Raw genomic sequence first — 22,700 nt, forward strand, 5'->3', positions numbered from 1 at the left:
TAGTATGTAAATGGATATAGTAAAGTTTGTTTTATTACTGCCAACAATATTACTCATGCTAGTTGCTGGTGTTTACCTATCGATTAAACTAAAATGGCTACAGGTATTGAGATTACCATACGCCCTTTCACTCCTTGGAGCTAAAAAAGGAGAAAATAAATTTTCTTCTATAGCCGCTCTGTTTACAATTTTAGGGGGAAATTTAGGAGTAGGAAATATTTCAGGAACTGCTGTTGCTCTAAAAACCGGGGGACCGGGCTCTATTTTATGGATGGCAATAATTATTGTTATCACTTCTGTGATAAAATATGTCACTTGTTATCTAAGTATAAAAACCAGAAAGGAAAAGAACGAACGGTTTATAGGTGGCCCTGTAGCCTACATGGCTGATGCGTTTAACTCTAGAAAGGCCACAATTGTCTTTCTAGTTATCATGATGATGGTTTCAATAACAGTTGGTAACCTTGTTCAGGTAAATTCTCTATCAATACCACTTAATATGATAGATGTACCTGTAGTTGTTGGTGGCATTGTAATGGCCATAATATTTTTTGTTGTTGCAGCTCTCAGCTTAAAAAAAATTAAAATTTTTATATCGGCTATGATACCGATAATGACGGTAAGTTACCTCATACTTTGCGGTATCATATTATTTAAATTTAGTGAAAATATTCTTCCTTCTCTAAAACTAATAACAAGCAATTTTTTTACAACTAGTAGCTTTAACTCTGGTTTATCTTTAGGTTTGATTTTAGAAATGTTGACTATTATTCAAGTCGGAACTTTGCGAGGTATTTTTGCAACAGATATAGGGCTTGGTCTTGAAGGAATCGTACATTCTTCAATTGTTCCTAAGAAAAATAATAATAAATTTATTATTGAGCAGAGTCTAATTACGATAATATCGCCTTTTATAGTTGCGTTTATAGTGTTTATTACAACAATGGTACTGCTTGTCACAGATTCTTGGAGGACTGATTTAGAGAGCACTAACATGTGCATATTTGCTTTTAGACAGGCAATGAATTGGCCTTATATTGACTATTTAATTATGGCCATAATGTTTTGTTTTGCTTTTACTACTATTTTTACTTGGTTTTTTTGCTCAAAACAGACAATACGCTATGTGTCTATGGATAATAAATACACTAAAATCTGGATTGTAATTTTTACCTTGATTATTCCGCTTGGTGCGATAGGTAAAGTTCAATTGCTATGGGATGTTGCTGATATTTCGATCGCCGCTTTGTTGTTTATCAACATACTCGCCATACTCAAACTAACTTCTCAAGATCCAGAAGTGTTTACTATGAGTGATAGATATTTGAAATTAGGTGCCAACTAAAAGTTGCCATTTGAGTAACAACACAACCTCCTTAATAAAAATTCAACCAATGCTCGTGATAATTATATTAGCTAGTATTAGCTAGAACTAAAGGCAGAGGGTTATTAGTGAGGGGTATATGAACACTAACGATACACAACAAGAACACATTTATAACGAGCGCATTCAAGAAATTTTTCCTTTATTTGATAAAATAAAAAAGGAAGACGACCCAATTTATAATGCTAGAGTTGATTTTAACACAGTAAAGTTTTTAACAAAACACGCCAACTGGAATTGGGACGAAGAAGAAAACAAAAATAAAGCATATGGAGTTATTCTTCAGGAATGCGACAAGACAAAGAAAGCTGGACAAGACCTTGAAAGTGAAGTTAAAGAAAGGTTGAAAGAGTATGTTGATGATGTTGCAGGAGTTTCAATATACGGTAATCACGCAATTATTACGCTGGGAGACAACAAAAAAGAGTTTAAAATCAGCGAATTTTTAAATAGTGATTTTTGTGAGAAGAATGGAATCTCGGGATTTTCAACATTGCATAGTGATGGAAAGAGCGGAATGCATGGTTTTGTTGCCGAGGAAGAAGGGAAAAAAATAAGACATTATGTCGTAACCGATGGTTCATATGAAATGACTCTGAAATGGTATGCGAAAGGGGAAGAATGCAAGATCAAAATTAAGATTGATGCTAACGGTGTAGAACTTGTTAAAGGTGATGATTTTTCTCTAGAACGGTTAGAAGCGAATCAAGATGTAAAAATAGGTGGTTTATTCTTGCATGAAATAGAATTCAGGGAAAAAGGAAAAGTGAATGAGGTGCAACATAATAAAGACAGTAACGAGCTATCATCTGAAACTACAACAAGAATTGATGTTAATAGAGATGTTAGCGTTCAAGCTGCTCATATGAATCGAGAAGTTGGGTCTAAGACCCCTCCGCTGCCACCACTTAGAACTACACCTAAAGAAAATGTTGTCAATGAGCAAGGGGGAAGCAAACTTGAAAGCCAAAAACCAGATGATAGGCAAAAAGATGAACGTTATGACAATCCTACATTTGCTACATTTGGACATGCTATACCTGGAAGCCAAAAACCAGATGACTTGCGCGAAAATGAGCAAATACCTAATAATCAGCAAAAAGGTGCAACTTCTGATTCTTCAGATAGTTCTACTTTCACCAAGTCTGTAAGCCACAATCAAGATGATAGGCAAAAAGATGAACGTTATGACAATCCTACATTTGGACATGCTATACCTGGAAGCCAAAAACCAGATGACTTGCGCGAAAATGAGCAAACACCTAATAATCAGCAAAAAGGTGCAACTTCTGATTCTTCAGATAGTTCTACTTTCACCAAGTCTGTAAGCCACAATCAAGATAATAGGCAAGAAGATGAACGGTATGACAATCCTACATTTGGACATGCTATACCTGGAAGCCAAAAACCAGATGACTTGCGCGAAAATGAGCAAACACCTAATAATCAGCAAAAAGGTGCAACTTCTGATTCTTCAGATAGTTCTACTTTCACCAAGTCTGTAAGCCACAATCAAGATAATAGGCAAGAAGATGAACGGTATGACAATCCTACATTTGGACATGCTGTACCTGGAAGCCAAAAACCAGATAGAAGTGAGCAAACACCTAATGATCAGCAACAACCTAAAACCCAGCAACAAGAAGGAAATAGCAAAGGCGATCTGTTACAAGACATCAGAAATTTCAAGAAAAACAACTTACGGCACATTGATGTTGATGATAGAAAAGCATCAATTGCAGGAAGTAGAAAAAATAACCCATCACCGTTAGAGACATTAAAGGACAGAATTCCTTATTCATCTTCTCCAGATAACAGTGATAACCAAGATGCTAGTGATGCTAAGTGGAAAGAAAGTGAACAGCCGCTCTCTGCTACAGCACTCAATAATAAAAGTGACTCGGGCTATTCATCTCCAACTCATGCCAATCATGAACAATCTCAAGTAAATCCTGAACAGTTAAAGAAGAGCTTAGAGAACATTGAACAAAGTGATCAAACTCCACTTGAAAATCTTCTTAAAGAAATCAGAGATAGATTAAAGCAGGATAATAGAGGATTAAGGCAAGTTGATCCTACTGATAAACTGTCACAAGATAAAGAAGATGGATTGCAAAAAGACGATTTAGCAGATGTAAAAATAGTAGAAGGTCCAACTGTTAGTGTCTCTGCTTCAACACCAAATAGTATAAGTGATTCAGGCTATATATCTCCAACTAATAGTGATAGTAAATCTCAAACAGATTTAAAACAGGTAGGAAGGAAATTAGAAGAACATATTAGACAAAGTAATCTAACTCTATTTGAAGAACTTAAAAATACATTAGGTCAAGAAAATCTCGGGTTAAAACCAGCTGATCAGAGTCAGATTAGCGAAGAAACTAAAAAACGCTTGAGAGAAGTTGGGTTGCTAAAAGACAGCTCAACAGACATAAAAGCAAACGATTCGGGCTATTCATCTCCAACTCATGCCAATCATGAACAATCTCAAGTAAATCCTGGACAGTTAAAAGCGAGCCTAATGAATGTTGAACAAAGAGATGATACTCTACTTACGGAATTTACCAGTAAGTTGGATAAAGAAACTCAGAAGTTCCCACTAAAACCAGTGGATCAAAAAGGAATTAGTGAACAAACCAAAGAACATTTATTGGCAGCCGGGTTGCTAAAAGATAGTTCAACAGATGTAAAAACAGTGGCAGAACGAGAAAATGCTGACACTAGTCCAACCGTAGATAAAAATAGCGAACTATATAAATTACTAGAGAAAGATGAAGCACAACTGAAAGCTGGAGTAATAGAAGAAGAAAGAGGAGATACTGTAACAGAACACACTGATGGTTATGATCGCAATAGAATTGCATTAGCTAACAGAAATAAAAGACCACTGGATTGGACTAAACGTATTGCTGAGTCACAACAAGAAAAAGATATTAAGAAAGGTATTTCAATATAAATTGAGGGGAAATGTTCAAATAAGTAGGAAAGATATAATTGATAGTGTTATAGAAATTACACCTACTGTTTTCAGAAGAGATAGAAATCCTTTTGAATCTAAGAGCATGTCTTCAAACTCAAGAATGAGCTAATTTGTGAAGCATACTTATAACATCAAGGTTCTCTAGCTCACATGCAATATGCAAAGGGGTGCCAATATCTTCTGTCCAAATATTAACATCTATTGCGTTAAGTTGTGAGCATAGCTCGACACTGCTATTATGAGCTGGTATTGAATTGTTAGCGCTATACTTTGATAAGACTTCTTCAAGAAGCTCTATCCAGTCAGATTCAGAATCACCGCAGGAATTTTTTACAATGTAGTGCAATATTGACTTCCCAGTCCACAAATCAAAAGGTTTGGTTTGTAAATTGATATTTTTGACTTTTTCTAACAAAATTTTTGTCTTGGCTGGCTTTGTTGCATGGCTACCAATGAGAAGGTGTGATGTAAGGGATTTACGAGGCAAATTCGAAAATAGGCATACCGATATCAGTAAATTTGTTAATCAAGTAGCATTTTAAGATCATCTCTTGAGAACGATTTATTTCGGATTTATTCTTAAAACTAAATCCAAATGTTTTTTTAACCCTAAAGAAAAAACTCTCAATACGTGATCGTGTTCCATACCTTGTCTTCTTTTTCCACTGACTTAAATTGTATGCTTTTCTTATATTGATGTTCTTATTTCGTTCCGATAAATGATCTATATCATTGTAGATTTTTGCATTTTTTCTCGGCTTTATTATGGGTTTTAAATTATACTTATTGCATAACTTATATAAATTTGCTGTATCATAAGCTCCATCTGCACGAAGAGACTTAATCTTATAGATATCACCTATTTCTTTTAGTATTTCCGATGCTGATACGCTATCATGTGAAAGGAAATTAGTATATCGAGTTGTTATTGCCTTTTTACTGTTTATATCTAAAGCAACATGTAGCTTTCTTGCTTGATTTCTACCATTATATTTCCTTATCTTGGCATTATCTTTGTTATGTTGAGTGCTGTTGCTATAAATATGGATTACTGTACTATCTATAGCAATTTCAATATTCTCCATATCATTTTTATCTGTTCTGTGATCACACAGTTTCAAATTAAGTTTGTTTAGTCGGCGACAAGCCTGTGAATAGCTCATCACTTGCAGATTCTTCCCTATACCTTCTAAATATCCTTTTATGAATCCAACTGCTTGCCTTAAACCTATTCTAAATAGATTAACAATTATATGTATTGCAATGACAACTTTATCGCTGTAAATGTTATTTCCACCTGCAACCTTTTCTGAAATTTCATACCAGTTTTCTATAGCTTCATCAATGAAATGAAAGACATTTCCTCTTTTTTCTAAAAATTGATTATACTCGTTATTGTTACTGACTTTCATTTTCTGTGGCATACACTCCCATAAGTGTTGAAAGTATCAAAAATAACGTGATATGAGATGATCAACGGCATGTAAATTACCTCCCGACAGTAAAACAATCGAACGTATAAAAGAGTCATTTAGATCCAATGTGAATTGCAGTAATGCTATTTTGAACCCATGTAGATTATTTTTGATTTTATAAACAAGAAATAACAAAGCCGTAATAATAATCATGTAAATATACACCTTCATGCCATTCATAGTATGGCTTAAAAAGTGCTTATATCCAAGATTTTGCTTTATAAATTTAAAGAACACTTCTATATCCCATCTGCGCCTATATAGCTCTGTTACTTCATAAGCTGGCATTTCAAACAAGTTTGTCAAAAACCATATTTCATCTCCAATTTTATTTCTGATTTTTATTAGCCGTAGATCATGCTTTTCTGCCACTTTACCTCGTGCACGATAAAGATTAACTATTATATCTTCTAAAATCTCTGATCCATCCGATTTTTGTTCTCTTATAACTTTGTTCCTGCTTATAACATCATGTTTTCTTCCCACTTTAACTCTTGTGATAAATTTGTACTCCTTTTCATCAAATTCGGCAAAAGTTCCAACTTTTCTGATTCCTCTATCAAATAATAAAATATCCTCTTTTTCAACTTTAGCTTCATTAATTGCTCTCACTAATGCTATATCTTCACTACTTTCTTCTTGTCCTTTACAAAATCTTATACTTGTCGGCAATTGATCCTTTAATCCTACACTCACTTTAACTTGACTGTCGTTACTTTTACCGCCTATTTTTAGCCCATCTTTTATGAGATATCCCGATAAATTTATGATCGTCGAATCAAACTTATGTAAGTTATTTGATGTTTTTTGGGGTAATAGCTTTTTAATCTTGCTCATCAAATCAATATATACTCCCTTAAAATATTCTGGATTTATAACTTTTAACCTTTTTGACAAACCACTGTATGTTACTGTACTTTTATCGCTATTCTTATCCATTATACACCTGTTTATTACCATTTCTAGCGCTCTTAGGCTTGTTTTTTGCCCCATTAATATTAACTTCATTAGACCTTTAAATATAATCTTGCCCAACAATTTAGTATTACATTTATCTACTTCACTTAATTTTCCTAGCCTTTCTAAATCCTCATCTTTTATTAAATTTAGTACTCTTTCTATTTGATCCATTATTGCCTCCATTTTCTTGCAATAATAGTTCTTTATGTCTTTTTTGTGTTACTTTCAACACTTATGGGTCTGACTCCTTATGAATTTATATGTACACAGTGTTCCTGAATTGTTTATACTTAATCCATGCCATCATACTTTGGGACCATACACTTAGAACCTGTTTAAAATCTTCGTAATAGGAGAGAAATGAAAGAAAGGACAATCATTTGCAAGCTGGTGTTGAGTTTACGTTCGCAATTTTTCCACAACCGCCTACACTTTTCCAACCAAGCAAAAGAGCGCTCAACGACCCATCTCTTTGGCAATACACTAGACTTCTTTCGAAACTAGAATAAAACTGTTAAAGCAGTGGTTTTGAGGTAAGAAGAAATGAAGTATGAAGGAGCTGAATGAAGAGGAATTTCGTCGGCTAACAGGAGTAAAAAAATCAACATTTAATAAAATGGTAGGGATTTTATGTGAAGAAAATAAAAAAAGAAAGCCAAAGGAGGAAGAGCTGAACGAGGAGAGCATGCTGCTTATGATATTAGAATACTTACGAGAATACCGGACATATTTTCACATAAGTCAAAGCTATGGAGTAAGTGAAAGTACGGCATATAAAACTGTAAAATGGGTAGAGATACAACACCCGGATTTTGCATTGCCAGGGCGAAAAGAGCTTCTAAAAAGCGACATGNNGAATATAGTGATTGATGCCACGGAAACACCAGTGGAGAGGNNACAAAAAAAGCAGAAACGATTCTATTCGGGAAAGAAGAAAAAACATACACTAAAAACACAAATAATTGCAGAAAAGNNAAGAGCAAGAAGATTATTTGTACATCATTTTAGAATGGATGATTTTCGGCTTTTCAAGGAGTCAAAAGTGCATGTATCAGAAGGTATAAAAGTTTTAGCCGATGGTAANAAAATTCACAAAAATGTCGAGTTGCCACACAGAAGGATGAAAAAGAGTCCCTTAATTAAGGAAAAAAAGATAGAAAANCTAGCGAGCAAAAGAGTAGTGGTTGAGAATATAATTGGTCTGTTAAAAAGATTCAAAATTATTGCAGAAAGATATCGCAATCGGAGAAAACGTTTTGGCTTGAGATTCAATTTAATAGCAGGAATTCACAATTTTGAGCTGTCTATTTGAGTTTCGAAAGAGGTCTATTTTTTGTTCGTACATCTCTTAGTTCAGCTAGCTTCTCAGGATTTCTTTCACCTTCAATTATGGCCTTGATAATTTGCATACCAGTTACTCCAGTAGTATCACTAATAACTTTGTGTAATTGAATATTCATTTGAATTAACGCTTTTTGCATACGCAGAACATGTGTAGATGCACCTTCAATAAGATTTTTACGTTGTCTAACATAACTACGTAGCACACACATTTGATCATCTGGTCTAAATGATCCTTGAAGCAATCCATAGCTATGTAATTGCTGCAGCCACTGACAATCCTGAACATCAGATTTTCTTCCAGGTACATTTTTAACATGTCGTGCATTTACCAATTTAACCTCAAATCCATATGACTCAAGTATTTGAAATAAAGGAATCCACTGTTGATTCCATAGCTATTGTTCTAATTTTGCACTTTTTTAACCACTTTGCTAAGTTATGAAGATCCACTGTAAAGCAACTAAATTTTTGGATACGTTGTTTATCTCTTCCTTCTGGAACACATACATAATGTACGGCTGAACCAATCTGCTGCATCAGAGTTAATTATTTCCAACTTGCTTTTTATTTTTGCCATTTTAAACCTCTCTTCTATATTTATAATGAAGAAGCGCTTCAGCTTGAGAACGGTTAGATTATACAATCTTCTAAACGAGGTAGTTATAAAATATGGCTCCATCAATGATTTGACCGTTCCTCTCAAAACCATGCTGAGTAACGGGCACTTAAGGCACCATTGAGCGGGTCGGTTATAACTGCAGGAGCACTTCTCTACAGAATTATATTCAAAAATTACTATAACGTAAGCTAGGGAGTTTCTTTTCCCGATTTTACAGACTTCGTCTGTTTGACGCTGAGTACTATCAGTCAGTCCGACTTCCTTTGTATCTTTCGTTAGTCCTTGCCTTTGTTGACTTGTTCCAACGTACCTTAGTAGGAATACAAAGGATCTCCCAAGTTCATTTAGAATCCATCTCAATACATGATACGGCCTCCGATTCCGATAGAGTGAGTGGTAACTTGCCTTTCCGCTACCCTTCATGCTGTCTTCCATCAAATGGAAAATGTCGACCTCTATGATATTGAAGATTTCGGAACTCAATACCTTCACTTTCGTTGTACCCTGTATTGTCCATTCCATTAGCTTTACTACGCTCGTTACCTTACGCAGCATAATGGTCTGTTCTAGGCTGTTGGCTAGACTTTGCCTAGGTTGACCAACTGTTTTCTAAACACTTTTCTTGGCGCACCCATAATTTTTCTTCTCGAGAATACCTAGATGTTTTGTTTACGTTTCGGTTTCTACAACCTCTTATCAAAACCGCTGAATTAAGACGGTAAGCAAGCTCAAAAAAATCATAAATATCTGCTTCTCTATCACATACCGTTATAGTTTCTGTTTGAGTTGAATCTATAATTTTATTTGTTTTCTTTAAACTTTCTAGCCACTTTATGCTTTCTTTATNTTCAATATTAACGTTTCTACAACGTCTTCTTTTTTCTCGCTCTTGGTCTTCTTTAGATATAGAGGGTCTCGAGTAAAGCTTTTGGTCTAGNNATGTCAAGCCTTCTGTACTAATCGCAAAACATCATAATACCTTTACTTTTTTTTTGAAACAACCTCTTATTTTTTCATGTCCCGTATATGAAATGCAACTTGTATCCTGAATCACAAGAATCCTTTTATGAGTTTTTGTTCTTTCAACAGTTTTTGCAATATGCGANNTATCACTTTCTTTTACATTCTCATTTTGAAAAAAACGATATGCTGCTTTTGCTTCTGACCAACTTCCACATGCTTGATTGATTGAACTTTTAGGTACACTTATTAAACTATCAGCAATATTTACTAATCGATCTGTCAGTCTTTTATCTCCAAGTGCAGCATCCCCCAATTCATTTCTAGCCCATTCATTACCCTTGTTTGCCATTTTTATACCCTCAATATTCACGAACTTTAATATTGTAATACTTTATTTATAAGTCCATTTACATTTGTGGGTAATAGTAAGCGTGCAGACCTGTGCTAGCTATAGAAAAAAAGCGTTAAAGACTGGATTAACGAAGAATTCTTTCAAACACTGTAAAGGTCATAAAAGTCGAATTAGTGCACCGAAATTTTATTTCAAAAAGTAAATAATTTACTAACGCTCGTGCACAAATTAAAAATAAATTATGCACGAGTGTAGTATTGTGAATTAAGAATGCTATATTAAAGCTTACCTCACTATTAAAGCTATCGGTCAGATTAGATTAAAAACCTAATCTGACCGATTTCTCTATAACCCTCTAAACCCTGATGTAATTATATGATAATTAGTTTAATTAGTGGTTAATATGCAAATTGATTTTATTTATGTATTGAGATAGCATAAAACATATTGGTTTAAATTATTGTGCAACTTTATAAATCGTCACTGTTACTTCTACTGACTGTATTAATAGTTATAGTTCTAAAATTACCTGAAAATTTGAGCATTGCAGTAAATTGGTCTCTCCCAATTCTAGATTTTGATTTATCTTTTCGTATCATACTAATATCTTTTCTATCAATTGCATTTTTAGCTGTTCTACCAGCACAAAATTTGACTTTTTCAGAGATGCTATCTTTTGCTGCTTACACTATTAGTTCACTTTATGCAGTTTTATCTGAACATATGATATTGGTTATAATATTCTGTGAATTAATGACCGTCAGTGCATTTTTTACTATCGCAGCTGGCTGTAGAGATAGTGGACCTGCAATAAGGTACGCTTGTGTACACTTTTTGGTTGGAGTTATATTGATAATAGGATTAGCACTTCAAAGCACTAACCTGATAATTTTGGGTTTATTGATAAATTGCGCTTGTTTTCCTTTTTCGTTTTGGGTTGTTGATGCATATCCTACTGCATCGCTACATGGCACTACATATCTCTCTTTATTTACCACTAAAGTCTCTTTTTTAGTGATGCTTTTACACACTTATAACCTATGGCAAGATTGTACTGAAATATTAGCGCTTGTAGGCGCCATCACTGCAATTTACAGCATTGTATTTGCTTCTCTTGAGCAAAATATTCGTAGATTTTTATGCTATAATATTGTAGGACAAATGGGCTTACTGATTATTGCAGGAGGTTTACTCAGCCCTTCGGAAAAGGCAATACCAATTTTGATACTGCATATAATCTTCTCTCTTGTTTATCAATCATTATTGTTTGTGGTCAGCAATTCGATTATTTCACGAACAAGAACAATTAGTTTTAATGGAGTAGGTAAACTGATGTCAGTGGAAGGCATGTGTGCTATAATTGCAATACTTACAATGGCTGCATTTCCTGGAACCGCTGGATTTATTAGTAAATCATACATTACAGCCGAGATTGAAGCAAGTGGTGCTAATTTAGAAGTGTATAAAAACTTATACAAGACTCTAAATTTACTGCTTTATTTAAGCGTGGGGCTCAAGTTTCTTTACTACATATTTATTGCAAAAAGTAAGTCGAAACCTTTAGCAGATAGGGGAGGCAAAATGACTATGATTATTTTAGCATTTATATGCGTAATTGCTGGCAATCCTTACTTACCTATTTACAATAAACCTTCTATTTTCAATTTTGTGTACAACACAAAAAATATTTTATCGCAATTTAATTTGTTATTATGTACCACTTTATTGTTTATTCCTTTACGCAAGCTATTTTACCCGAGAATAAATTTTAAAATGGATGTTGATTGGATTTTTAGAGCTTTCATACCCTATATTATCTTGCTGTTCAATCAATTGGTCTTTAAAGTGAGAGAAATGTCTGCCAATGTACTGCAAAACTTGACTAATTCACTTACTAGTTTATACTTTAATAATATTACTAAACTTAAAGAAGTGCTGAGTTATAACTCAGTGAGTTTTGTTTCAGCTTCTTCTCTCTTTTTAATGAGTATTCTACTAATGCTATTATGTTTAAGTCGTTAACCGAAAGTTTAAATTCTGTATTTAGTAAACTAAGGGGAAAGTCGATCATTTCTGAAGATGATTTTAATCTTGCCATGCGTGAAATACGCATAGCCTTAATTGAAGCTGACGTTTCACTTGAAGTTGCAAAAAAATTCATCAACGACATTAAAGATAAAGTAATTGGGGAAAAAGTCATAAAAAGTGTTTCTCCAGCACAAATGATAATTAAAATTGTGCAGGATAATTTAGTTGCAGTTCTCGGATCAGAGAAAAGTGACTTAAATCTAGCAGTTAACCCACCTGCTGTAATTATGATGGTGGGCTTACAAGGTGCAGGTAAAACAACCACCTCAGGAAAGCTTGCTTTCAAGCTAAAAAAGCAAAAGAAAAAAGTGATGCTTGCCTCTTTAGATATTTATAGGCCAGCTGCCCAGAAACAGCTTGAGGTGCTGGGTAAACAAATAGATATACAAACTTTACCTACAGTAATAAATGATGGGCCTATTGCAATTACAAAAAGGGCACTGGCGGCAGCAAAGAACGATAATTATGATGTATTAATACTAGACACCGCAGGCAGGCTTCATATTGACAATAATATGATGAATGAGTTGAAAGCCGTAAAGGAAATAGCTTCACCTGCAGAAGTTATTTTAGTAACCGATGCGATGATAGGTCAAGATGCAGTAAACATTGCCAAATCATTCAATGAGATAATAGGTGTAACCGGTATTATTCTCACCCGTATTGATGGTGATGCACGTGGTGGTGCTGCTCTTTCTATGAGAATGATCACCAATTGTCCAATTAAATTTATTGCTTGTGGTGAAAAATTAAGTGACCTCGATGATTTTTATCCCGATAGAATTGCAAAAAGGATACTTAGCATGGGTGATGTTGTATCATTGGTTGAAAAAGCTGCTGAGATTGTTGGTCAGGAAGAAATTGATAAGTTACAAAAGAAAGTAAAAAAGGGTAAATTCGACCTAAACGACTTAGTGGGAATGTTAAAAACTCTGAGTAAAATGGATGGCATTAGCAACATAATGAAATTCATTCCTAGTTCATTCACAAAAAAGCTAAGTAGCAGTGTGCCAGATGACAATAAAGTGAAAAAATATATAGCCATCATAAACTCAATGACCGAAAAAGAAAGGCAAAATCCAGATATTTTAAATGGCAAAAGAAGACTTAGAATTTCTAAGGGGTCCGGAACAAGTGTAACTGACGTTAATCTTCTGATTAAGCAGTATAATCAAATGAGCTCTATGGTAAATAAGTTCAGTAAAGTTGACCATAGTAAACTCAAAGAATCTGATTTGATGGATATGCTGAGCAGAAAATAAGTCAGCAGGTAGTGGAATGAGACAGATTGTCAGTAAACCTTTAGCTGTATCAAAAGCGGCTTAGGTCTCGCAAAAAATTTACAGCTTCCCTGTTTGCACTCCTAACCTTTTCTTATTGATTAACAGCAGGTTCTTTGTTACAGTTCATAGTTATGCAAAGAAACTTAAAGCCTCATGAGCTTATTTACAGCCAGTGATTTACATAATTTGGAACTGTATAGCTGAGTATTGTATATGATAATATTAATAACAAACGATGATGGTTTTGGAAGTGAAGGAATAAAATTACTCAAAGAGGTTGCACGGAATTTTGCGTCAGAAATATGGATAGTGGCACCAGATACTGATAGAAGCGGGGCTGCAAGATCTCTTGATTATCCAGTGAAACAATCTATTGGAATAAAACAACATAGTGAAAGGGAATTTAGTGTGTCTGGTACTCCTGCAGATTGTGTCATTATTGCGCTAAATAAAGTTATGAATAAAAAACCAGACTTAATATTGTCCGGAGTAAATATTGGATCAAATGTCGGGGACGATATTTGTTATTCAGGAACAATTGGTGCTGTAATGGAAGGTGCTGCAAGGTCTATACCTTCTATTGCGCTGAGCCAAGTTTATCATGATAAAATAGACTGGCACAATACAAAGGTTTTTGCACCAAAGGTTATTGCCAAGCTAATTAAGGTTGGTTGGCCTAAAAACATAGTGATGAGTGTAAATTTTCCTGCTACGGAAAAAGTAAAAGGAGTAGAATTTGCTGAACAAGGTGAATATAACATTGATGGGGATTTAACTTTTACTGAAAATTCGAATGGCTCTTTTAGCTTAAATTGGTCTCGAGAGCACTCAGGCAGTGGTAGTGTAAATAAAATAAAAGAAGGATTTATTACTATCACACCAGTAAAATTAGATTTTACAGATTATGATACATTGAATGCTATGAAAAATTCTTGTGCAGACGAATTTTCTTCTATAGCTGACTGAGAAAAACATTTGCATTGCTCCTAATAGATGTTTTCTATTGTGTTATCGCGAGCAATTATTTTTTCTTCACCTGTATCCATGTTTTTAATCTTTAAAGTTTTACTACTCAATTCTTCATCGCCAAAAATTAAAGCAACTTTAGCATTTGCTTGATTTGCTTTTTTCATTCGGGTTTTAAGCGCTCCGCTATATTCATAGATTACATATAAACCATTTCTGCGCAATTCATTCGCAAGTGTTAAAACATGTTCTTCAGCCTCTCTGCCGATCGGAATTAGGTAAATAGGTCGCTCTTCTTTCGGAGAATAATTGATTAACTCCATTATGCGTTCAATACCTCCTGCAAATCCTATTGCTGGAGTGTGTTTTCCACCTACTGAAGATACTAAATTATCGTATCTTCCACCGGCAAAAACCGCCCCTTGTGCACCTAAATCCTCTGTAACAAACTCAAACACTGTGTGGCAATAATAATCCAAACCTCGAACTAGTTTATTGTTTACAGTATAAGGTATATCAAGAATTGTTAATCCATTTAGTATTTGTTCAAAGAAATCTGAGGACTCTTGCGTATAATAATTGCTGATTTTAGGCGCATCAGAAATTATTGATTTATCTTTCTCATCCTTGGAATCCAGTATTCTGAGTGGATTTTTGATCAACCTATTTTTGCTATCTTCTGATAGATCATTTTGATACTTTGTAAAGTATAAGATCAAAGCTTCTCTATATTTAGTTATTGTTTTACCATCACCTAAAGAGTTGATTTCCAGCTTTACATTTTTATTGATGCCAAATTCAGTTAGTAAGTGCTGAGCGAGTGATATCAATTCAATATCAGCTTTTGGATCTTCTATGCCAAAAACTTCAAAATTTATATGATGAAATTGCCTTTGTCGTCCCTTTTGTGGTCTTTCATAGCGAAATGCAGGCCCTGTTGAGAATAATTTTATCGGTGTTTGTAATTTTTTTTCGATTAATAGTCTAACAATCGCTGCAGTGAACTCAGGACGTAAAGTTATGCTCTTTCCCCCTTTATCATTGAAGCTATACATCTCTTTAGTGATGATATCTGAGCTATCACCTAAGGTTTTTGTAAAAACCTCCGTGTACTCAAATATTGGAGTTTGGACGGGCAAAAAGCCGTATAAATTTGAGATTCTATTTGCTGTTTGCTNGATGTATTTAAACTTATACCATTCATCAAACAGAAGATCTTTCGTTCCTCTAACCGTTTGATTAGTCATAGTGTGGTCTCTATACCCGCAACCTCTGGTATGTGGTAGCTCAGCATATTCTGCACTCCTTGCTTGAGGGTAATTGCAGCACTTGGGCACCCAGAGCAGGCTCCTTGCAGCTCAACATAAACTATTCCATCTTTATAGCCACGGAATTTGATATCACCACCATCTTGAGCAACTGCAGGTTTGATATAACTTTCCATCAATTCTTTTATTCTATTTACAATTTCTATATCATCTTCATCAAAGAATTCTTCCTCTGGCATTTTATTATCACTTACCCCTTCTTTATCAAATGCTTTTCCGCCAGAAGTAAAGTGATCCATAATTGTAGTTAAAATTTCTACTTTTAATGTATCCCAATTAATTCCACCCAATTTTGTTACTGAAATAAAATCATGACCAAAAAATACTCTTATCACATATTCTATTTGAAAAAGATTTGCTGCTAACTTGGAGTTTTTTATTTCATCTGCGTTTGAAAAATCAGCCGTTTCTCCTTCGTTTAGAATTGCAAATCCAGGAAGAAATTTCAGTGTGTTTGGATTTGGTGTTTCTTCAATCTGAATGAACATGTTATTTACCATGATAATTATAATTGTTACTATTTAATCATAAAATGATAAAAAAATATACATGTCATTCATCNNTTTTTTCCTTTTTTTGATATTCATAGTGATTACATTTATTCTGCCTAGTGTTTTTGTATTTTTTCTCTTCCTAACANNAAAAAAAAATAACATAAATTTCATGATGAGCTCTATATTAAATAAATTTTTGAACGAATTTAATAATAGTAAAAGCTATACTAAAAATTATGCTAATTTAAGCGGCGATAACATGTCCAGAGATGAAGCATTAAAGATACTGGGGCTGAATCCTGAGGCAAGTCAAAATGAAATCAATAAAGCATATCAAAATTTAATGAAATTAGTTCACCCAGATAAAGGAGGCTCAGAGTATTTTGCGCAAAAGCTAAATGCGGCACGTGATAAATTGTTAAAAAAGTGATCTCAAAAAAAGTTTTCGTTTAACGAATTTCTTCCTTTGCTTTTTCTAAATACTCCAATATTGCTTCATGTAGTGCAGTCCATGTTATTTGTTCTTCCAGGGAAGGTATAAATTCTTGTCTCCAAGTATTCTTAAACTCTTGAAACCACTGTTTCTCAAAATCCCGAAATTCTAAAGAAATATCTGCTTTAAAGCTATCAATCAAACTGGAAACTTCTGCAGCTTTAGAGCTATCTAGTGATTTTAAAGATAACACTCCACTCTTTAAAATGTCTAACTCTTCCAATACATTAAGCTTAAATGGTTTATAGAGTGAAGACCATATGCGATATCTTAAATAAGAATCATAGTATAACTTAATTTTATACATTAAAGTGGTAGATGCATCAGGAGAAATGTTATTCTCATATTGTGCAAGAGAAGATAATAAATTCTCATAATCTACTTTGCTTAAACATGATTTTAGAGTTGATTTAACCTTACTGCTAAAGGTTGTATAGCTAGATAAAATACTATCGTTATATTTACTCAAAAATTCAGGAAATATGTCTTCCTGCTCTAATTTAAGTGGCAAATCTTTCCTAATTTCTCTTGGTAAATTATGTATTGAAAATTGATAAATAACCCATGCAAAATTCTCATCAAATTCATCTGAGTAATCAGCATTATGATCAGGAAAAATCACATTACCTTTCTCATCGGTCCAAGGTAGTATCTTATAGAAAAATCTGTTCAGCCTTTGTTTTAATTTCAAAATCTCTTCATTTCTATCACCTGCTTTATACAATACTTCATCCAGTTGCTGTTTAGCATTTTCAGGACTTATTCTGTCACTTATGTGCAATCCAATTCCATTTTTCTCTAATAACTCCCAATCAAACAATTTGTGTGGATCTGGTTTACGCATTGTATAGCCAAGCTCTCGATAATGCACTATAGTTCCTATTTCAGAATGACTAAATATCATATCCCTTTTAATTTTAAAACGCTCCATAAGATATAAAATCAGCTCTTTAACGGACCTCATTTGCTCTTCCGGAAAAGGCTCAAGTCCTGTGTTTACAATTTCAATACCTACAGAATATTTGTTAAGCTTCTGCAGCTCTTCAAGCTTGCTATTTATCTTAACTCTTGCATAACTAATACCAGCATGCCATGCTTCTTTCTCTAATGGAACCATTAAGGTAACGCTGCCGTCCCTATCGACAATGAAATGAACTGACAATCCTCTAGCATTCAGCGTATCTTTTGTACCTTTTAGTGTTGATGTTTCAGTATGGTGAACTATAACCATTAACACTTTTTCACCTGCCCTATCACCATAATTTAAAGCTGAAGCTGGATCTAAAAATAACAAATCATGATCTTTCAATAATGGTAACTTTTTTTGTAAATCTTGAAAATCACTCTCAATATCGCTTGAGCAGGATACTTGCTGAAATATCAGAAGCGCTGAAATAGTAACCAGTAAAGCTAACAGATACTTATTAATTTTAGATAATTGGATTTTCATACCATCTTTATAAACACTTTGTAGATAATTTTTCATTCTATAGTTAGAATAGGGTTGTTGAATAAATTTACAAGACAAAATCATACTAGTCCGGTAGTAGTAACATGCCCAAAGATGAAGCATTAAAGATACTGAGGCTGAATCCTGAGGCAAGTCAAAATGAAATTAATAAAGCATATCAAAATTTAATGAAATTAGTTCACCCAGATAAGGGAGGCTCGGAATATTTTGCACAAAAATTAAATGCGGCACTTGATAGGTTGCTGAAGAGGTAGTAATTAATATCACTTTAAACTTTTTATTTGTGTGTAAAGGATAAGTTGCTACAATAAAACGAGTTAAAGGTGAGAAAGCTTTAAGTTATGCAAGATGATACTAAAAAAAAAACAACGATAGAAGAAGAAAAAGGCATATTAGGATGGATAGAATATAGACTGCCTATATTTTCTTTTCTAAGACACACTGCTTCTTATCAAGTGCCAAAAAACTTAAATTATGCTTGGAACTTTGGCTCTTTGGCTGGTATAGCGCTAATTTTACAAATAATAACAGGTATATTTCTTGCTATGCACTACACTCCGCATGTTGATTATGCGTTTAATAGTGTAGAGCGCATAATGCGGGATGTGAATTACGGGTGGTTAATACGCTACACTCACGCTGTTGGAGCATCGCTCTTCTTTATGGTAGTTTATATTCATATAATGCGTGGATTATATTACGGATCTTACAAGAGGCCACGAGAGATGGTGTGGTTTGTTGGTATATTTATATTTTTTGCAATGATGGCAACTGCCTTTATGGGATATGTTCTTCCTTGGGGACAAATGAGTTTCTGGGGTGCAACAGTTATAACCAACTTATTTTCAGCTATACCTTTAGTTGGCAATAAAATAGTTATATGGTTATGGGGTGGTTTTTCCGTTGATAATCCAACACTTAACCGTTTTTTTGCTCTGCATTATCTTCTGCCTTTTGTTATTATTGCTTTAGCTATGCTTCATGTGATAGCTCTGCATAGGTTTGGCTCTGGTAACCCAAGTGGAGTGGAGGTAAAATCAGATAAGGATACCATTCCTCTCTATCCTTATTATATAGTCAAAGATTGCATAACTTTTGGTCTGTTTTTTGTAGTTTTGTTCGCATTTGTTTTCTATGCTCCTAATTATCTTGGACATCCAGACAATTATATAGAAGCTGATTCTATGGTCACTCCGGTACATATAGTGCCAGAGTGGTATTTTTTACCTTTTTATGCAATGCTACGCTCAATTCCGGATAAACTGACTGGTGTGCTTACTATGTTTGGATCTATTTTAGTATGGTTTCTGTTACCTTGGCTTGACAAATCAAAAGTTAAAAGTGGTGCTTATCGCCCGGTATTCAAGAAATTTTTTTGGGTTTTTGCAATAAATTTTGCACTTCTTGCCTGGCTTGGTGGACAAGAGGTGAAAGAACCTTACATTACTATGAGTAGGCTATCTACTCTTTATTATTTTGCATACTTTGTAATAATTTTACCACTGCTTAGTAAGTATGAAAAGCCAGAAGAACCACCAAAAACNCTTAAGTAGTTCTGTGCCGGAGATAGAATAATGCTGGTTAGAAATATATTAGCTATATTTTGTATATTACTTCTTGCTAATTTTGTGTGTGCAGAAGAGTTTAAACCATTACCAAATAAAAAAATAGACTGGAAATTTGATGGAATTACCGGATCTTTCGATAGAGAGTCAATTCAACGAGGCTATAAAGTGTATAAAGAAGTCTGTGCTGCTTGCCATTCAATGAATAGAATAGCGTTTCGTAATTTGCAAGATGTTGGTTTTTCTGAAGAGGATGTAAAACAAATTGCAGCTTCTTATCAAGTTAAAGATGGCCCAAACGATTTGGGTGAAATGTTTGACAGACCTGGAATACCTTCGGATTATTTTATTGCACCTTTTGATACAAAAGAAGCAGCTGCAGCAAGCAATAATGGTGCTGTTCCACCAGACTTATCGTTAATTATTAAAGCAAGGCATGATGGTGCAAATTATGTCTATTCACTGCTGACAGGCTATCAAAACGGCGAGCACGATGAAAATGATTTATATTTTAATTCGTATTTTCCAACAGGCAGATTAGCTATGGCGCCACCACTTTCTGAAGGAATGGTGGAATATGATGGTGCTAGGCAAGCCACAGTCGAAAATATGGCATATGATTTGGTAAGTTTTCTACAATGGGCAGCAGAGCCAGAATTAGAGCATAGGCATAAACTTGGACTTAAAGTAGTGGCGTATTTTATAATTTTAACAGTGTTTTTTGTATTAACTAACAATAAAGTTTGGAGCAAGCTCTATAAAAGGAAAAAATAGAATTTCTTACATCTATTTACATTCACTTTCATACCTTATTTACACTAGCGAATTTATTATGCAATAATAAACATATTATGAAAACATAGTAGGTAGAACTCATGGAATTTCAAATCACTACACATTTTCAACCAGCTGGAGATCAACCACAGGCAATCGATAGCTTAATTGCAGGGCTAAATAGCAATAAAAGAGATCAGGTTTTGCTTGGAGTTACTGGTTCTGGGAAAACTTTTACTATGGCAAATGTTATTGCAAGGACAAACAGGCCTGCATTAATTATGGCACACAATAAAACTTTAGCAGCACAGCTTTATGAGGAAATGAAAGGATTGTTTCCCCATAATGCTGTTGAATACTTCATTTCTTATTATGATTATTATCAACCTGAAACCTATTTGCCACAAACTGATACTTATATCGAAAAAGATTCTGCAATCAACGAAAGAATTGAGATGCTTCGTTATTCCACCGTCTGCTCCCTTTTGGAACGCAAGGATACGATCGTAGTTGCCAGTGTTTCCTGCATATATGGTCTTGGTTCGCCTGAGAGCTACCGCAGCATGATCATACCGCTTAGTGTTGGAAATAAAATTCGTATTAATGATTTCCTGAGCAACTTAACTGATCTTCAATACAAGCGCTCTGATGCCAGGTTTGAGAGAGGATATTTCAGAGTGCGCGGCGATATTATTGATATATTTCCTTCCCATTATGAAAATAAAGCTTGGCGTTTATCGTTATTTGGCGATGAAATAGAAGAAATTTCTGAAGTTGATGCTATAACGGGCAATGTTACCAAAGGCGTAAATAAAATCACCATTTTTCCAAATAGCTATTACATAACCCCGCGTGAGGCTTTGTTGCAGGCAATTGAACTAGTCAAAAAAGAGCTGCATGAACGCTTGGATTATTACTACTCGCAAAACAAGATTGTTGAAGCAAAGCGCCTCGAGCAACGCACTAATTTTGATATCGAAATGATGAGAACAACAGGAATATGTAAAGGTATTGAAAATTATTCGCGTTATCTCTATGGAATGGAAGCTGGGGATCCACCACCTACTTTGTTTGAATATTTACCTAAAGACGTAATTTTATTTGTTGATGAGAGTCATGTCACCGTTCCTCAGATTGGTGCGATGTACAGTGGTAATGAGGCGCGTAAAAAAAAATTGATCGACTATGGCTTCAGGCTCCCTTCCGCTTTTGATAATCGTCCATTAAAATTTGAAGAGTGGGAGGGAGTTAGGCCGCAGACTGTTTACATTTCAGCTACTCCCGGAAAGTATGAGTTGGCAAAGACCAATAATGTATTTATAGAGCAAGTTATCCGTCCAACAGGGCTTACAGACCCAATCTGCATTGTGAAACCAATAGAGAGTCAAATTGATGATGTAATTCATGAGGCACAAGTGACAATAGGAAAGGGATTTTGTGTTTTAATCACTACACTGACAAAAAAAATGGCTGAAAATTTAGCTGAATATATGAGTGAATTAAATATGAGAGTGAGTTATTTGCATTCTGATATTGGTGCGCTGGAAAGAATAGAGATTATATATAAATTAAGATCTAAAGAAATTGACGTTTTAGTAGGTATTAACTTGCTTAGGGAAGGTCTTGATATTCCAGAGTGTGGTTTGGTTGCAATTTTAGATGCTGATAAAGAAGGATTTTTGCGATCAGAAACATCGCTCATTCAAACGATCGGTCGTGCTGCACGTAATGCTGAAGGTAGAGTAATTTTATATGCAGATAAAATCACTGGTTCTTTAGATCGTGCATTAAGAGAGACCGAAAGAAGAAGAAAAAAACAAGAAGAACATAATATATTGCACAATATTGTCCCGAAGACTATAATAAAACCTATATCAAACACCTTACAGGAGAGGGCAATAGCAGAACCAAAAGTAAATACTAATAAGGATGATTTGAGAAAGCAAATGATAGAGCATGCTGAAAATTTAGAGTTTGAAGAAGCAGCAAGAATAAAAAAATTATTGCAAGGTTAAGTAATATATGATGCTATGGGCATAATATGAAAGTGTAAACAACTAAACTTCCACTATTCTTCTTTTTATTTTAACTCATCTTTTTGAGATTTTTGACAATTTCTTAGAACTGAAGAAGGAAAGGTGTATTTTTTTATTGACCTATC

16 protein-coding genes and 4 pseudogenes are annotated in these 22,700 nt (G+C 34.3%); 11 read left to right on the forward strand and 9 right to left on the reverse strand.

The window, feature by feature from the left end; translation table 11 throughout:
- Positions 1-10 precede the first annotated feature (10 nt).
- Together NOX90_RS04845 and NOX90_RS04850 are read left to right on the forward strand one after the other, a co-directional pair.
- Positions 11-1,345: an alanine/glycine:cation symporter family protein gene (locus tag NOX90_RS04845; protein WP_375603749.1), complete on the forward strand. Its 1,335-nt coding sequence runs from the start codon at positions 11-13 to the stop codon at positions 1,343-1,345.
- Between the two features lie 118 nt (positions 1,346-1,463).
- Positions 1,464-4,340 (forward strand): hypothetical protein, encoded by a 2,877-nt coding sequence (locus tag NOX90_RS04850; RefSeq protein ID WP_375603750.1) that lies wholly within the window; start codon positions 1,464-1,466, stop codon positions 4,338-4,340.
- Positions 4,341-4,458: 118 nt separating this feature from the next.
- On the opposite strand, the gene NOX90_RS04855 is transcribed toward NOX90_RS04850, so the two are convergent.
- The 4 genes and pseudogenes from NOX90_RS04855 to NOX90_RS04870 form a co-directional block, all read right to left on the reverse strand.
- Positions 4,459-4,851, reverse strand: coding sequence for a hypothetical protein (locus NOX90_RS04855; protein WP_375603751.1), 393 nt, complete (start codon positions 4,849-4,851; stop codon positions 4,459-4,461).
- Complete coding sequence (locus tag NOX90_RS04860; RefSeq protein ID WP_375603752.1) at positions 4,841-5,788, reverse strand: IS5 family transposase; 948 nt, start codon at positions 5,786-5,788, stop codon at positions 4,841-4,843. The genes NOX90_RS04855 and NOX90_RS04860 overlap by 11 nt, the downstream gene beginning before the upstream one ends.
- 24 nt (positions 5,789-5,812) lie before the next feature.
- Positions 5,813-6,982: an IS4 family transposase gene (locus NOX90_RS04865; protein ID WP_253303197.1), complete on the reverse strand. Its 1,170-nt coding sequence runs from the start codon at positions 6,980-6,982 to the stop codon at positions 5,813-5,815.
- A gap of 152 nt (positions 6,983-7,134) precedes the next feature.
- Positions 7,135-7,281 (reverse strand): annotated as a pseudogene (locus NOX90_RS04870) (transposase); the annotation flags it as partial.
- Between the two features lie 68 nt (positions 7,282-7,349).
- On the opposite strand from NOX90_RS04870, the gene NOX90_RS04875 reads away from it, so the two are divergent.
- Positions 7,350-8,111 (forward strand): transposase family protein, encoded by a 762-nt coding sequence (locus NOX90_RS04875; RefSeq protein WP_375603753.1) that lies wholly within the window; start codon positions 7,350-7,352, stop codon positions 8,109-8,111.
- Positions 8,112-8,127: 16 nt separating this feature from the next.
- Here the strand turns inward: NOX90_RS04875 and NOX90_RS04880 are convergent.
- A pseudogene (locus tag NOX90_RS04880) lies at positions 8,128-8,720 on the reverse strand (IS110 family transposase); the annotation flags it as partial.
- 673 nt (positions 8,721-9,393) lie between these two features.
- Positions 9,394-10,074 (reverse strand): annotated as a pseudogene (locus NOX90_RS04885) (transposase DNA-binding-containing protein); the annotation flags it as partial.
- A gap of 465 nt (positions 10,075-10,539) precedes the next feature.
- On the opposite strand from NOX90_RS04885, the gene NOX90_RS04890 reads away from it, so the two are divergent.
- The 3 genes from NOX90_RS04890 (at position 10,540) to surE (ending at position 14,414) form a co-directional block, all read left to right on the forward strand.
- Positions 10,540-12,099 carry a proton-conducting transporter membrane subunit gene (locus tag NOX90_RS04890; RefSeq protein ID WP_375603754.1) on the forward strand — a complete coding sequence of 520 codons (1,560 nt, stop codon included), beginning with the start codon at positions 10,540-10,542 and terminating at the stop codon, positions 12,097-12,099.
- Complete coding sequence (gene ffh / locus NOX90_RS04895) at positions 12,084-13,427, forward strand: signal recognition particle protein (protein WP_375603755.1); 1,344 nt, start codon at positions 12,084-12,086, stop codon at positions 13,425-13,427. The genes NOX90_RS04890 and ffh overlap by 16 nt, the downstream gene beginning before the upstream one ends.
- A 234-nt stretch (positions 13,428-13,661) precedes the next feature.
- Complete coding sequence (surE, locus tag NOX90_RS04900) at positions 13,662-14,414, forward strand: 5'/3'-nucleotidase SurE (RefSeq protein WP_265015522.1); 753 nt, start codon at positions 13,662-13,664, stop codon at positions 14,412-14,414.
- Between the two features lie 20 nt (positions 14,415-14,434).
- Here surE and hisS read toward each other — a convergent pair whose 3' ends face one another.
- Positions 14,435-15,661: a histidine--tRNA ligase gene (hisS, locus tag NOX90_RS04905; protein WP_375603756.1), complete on the reverse strand. Its 1,227-nt coding sequence runs from the start codon at positions 15,659-15,661 to the stop codon at positions 14,435-14,437.
- Positions 15,658-16,230, reverse strand: coding sequence for a NifU family protein (locus NOX90_RS04910; RefSeq protein WP_375604609.1), 573 nt, complete (start codon positions 16,228-16,230; stop codon positions 15,658-15,660). The genes hisS and NOX90_RS04910 overlap by 4 nt, the downstream gene beginning before the upstream one ends.
- A 202-nt stretch (positions 16,231-16,432) precedes the next feature.
- On the opposite strand from NOX90_RS04910, the gene NOX90_RS04915 reads away from it, so the two are divergent.
- The gene (locus NOX90_RS04915) at positions 16,433-16,666 is read left to right on the forward strand and encodes a DnaJ domain-containing protein (protein ID WP_375603757.1); all 234 of its coding nucleotides are present in this window, start codon (positions 16,433-16,435) and stop codon (positions 16,664-16,666) included.
- 19 nt (positions 16,667-16,685) lie between these two features.
- Here NOX90_RS04915 and NOX90_RS04920 read toward each other — a convergent pair whose 3' ends face one another.
- Positions 16,686-18,215, reverse strand: a complete 1,530-nt coding sequence (locus NOX90_RS04920; protein WP_375603758.1) for an N-acetylmuramoyl-L-alanine amidase — start codon at positions 18,213-18,215, stop codon at positions 16,686-16,688.
- 68 nt (positions 18,216-18,283) lie between these two features.
- Here NOX90_RS04920 and NOX90_RS04925 point away from each other — a divergent pair, with 68 nt between their 5' ends.
- The 4 genes and pseudogenes from NOX90_RS04925 to uvrB all read left to right on the forward strand — a co-directional run bounded on the left by NOX90_RS04925 (position 18,284) and on the right by uvrB (position 22,554).
- Positions 18,284-18,454, forward strand: coding sequence for a DnaJ domain-containing protein (locus NOX90_RS04925; protein ID WP_375603759.1), 171 nt, complete (start codon positions 18,284-18,286; stop codon positions 18,452-18,454).
- Positions 18,455-18,541: 87 nt separating this feature from the next.
- A pseudogene (locus NOX90_RS04930) lies at positions 18,542-19,775 on the forward strand (cytochrome b).
- Positions 19,775-20,539: a cytochrome c1 gene (locus tag NOX90_RS04935; RefSeq protein WP_375603760.1), complete on the forward strand. Its 765-nt coding sequence runs from the start codon at positions 19,775-19,777 to the stop codon at positions 20,537-20,539. Before NOX90_RS04930 ends, NOX90_RS04935 begins: the two are co-directional and overlap by 1 nt.
- A 101-nt stretch (positions 20,540-20,640) precedes the next feature.
- Positions 20,641-22,554: an excinuclease ABC subunit UvrB gene (gene uvrB / locus NOX90_RS04940; RefSeq protein WP_375603761.1), complete on the forward strand. Its 1,914-nt coding sequence runs from the start codon at positions 20,641-20,643 to the stop codon at positions 22,552-22,554.
- The last annotated feature ends 146 nt before the right edge of the window (positions 22,555-22,700 follow it).

Origin of the sequence: Wolbachia endosymbiont of Anurida maritima (genome assembly GCF_042182995.1) — a bacterium.
Taxonomy (GTDB): Bacteria; Pseudomonadota; Alphaproteobacteria; order Rickettsiales; family Anaplasmataceae; genus Wolbachia.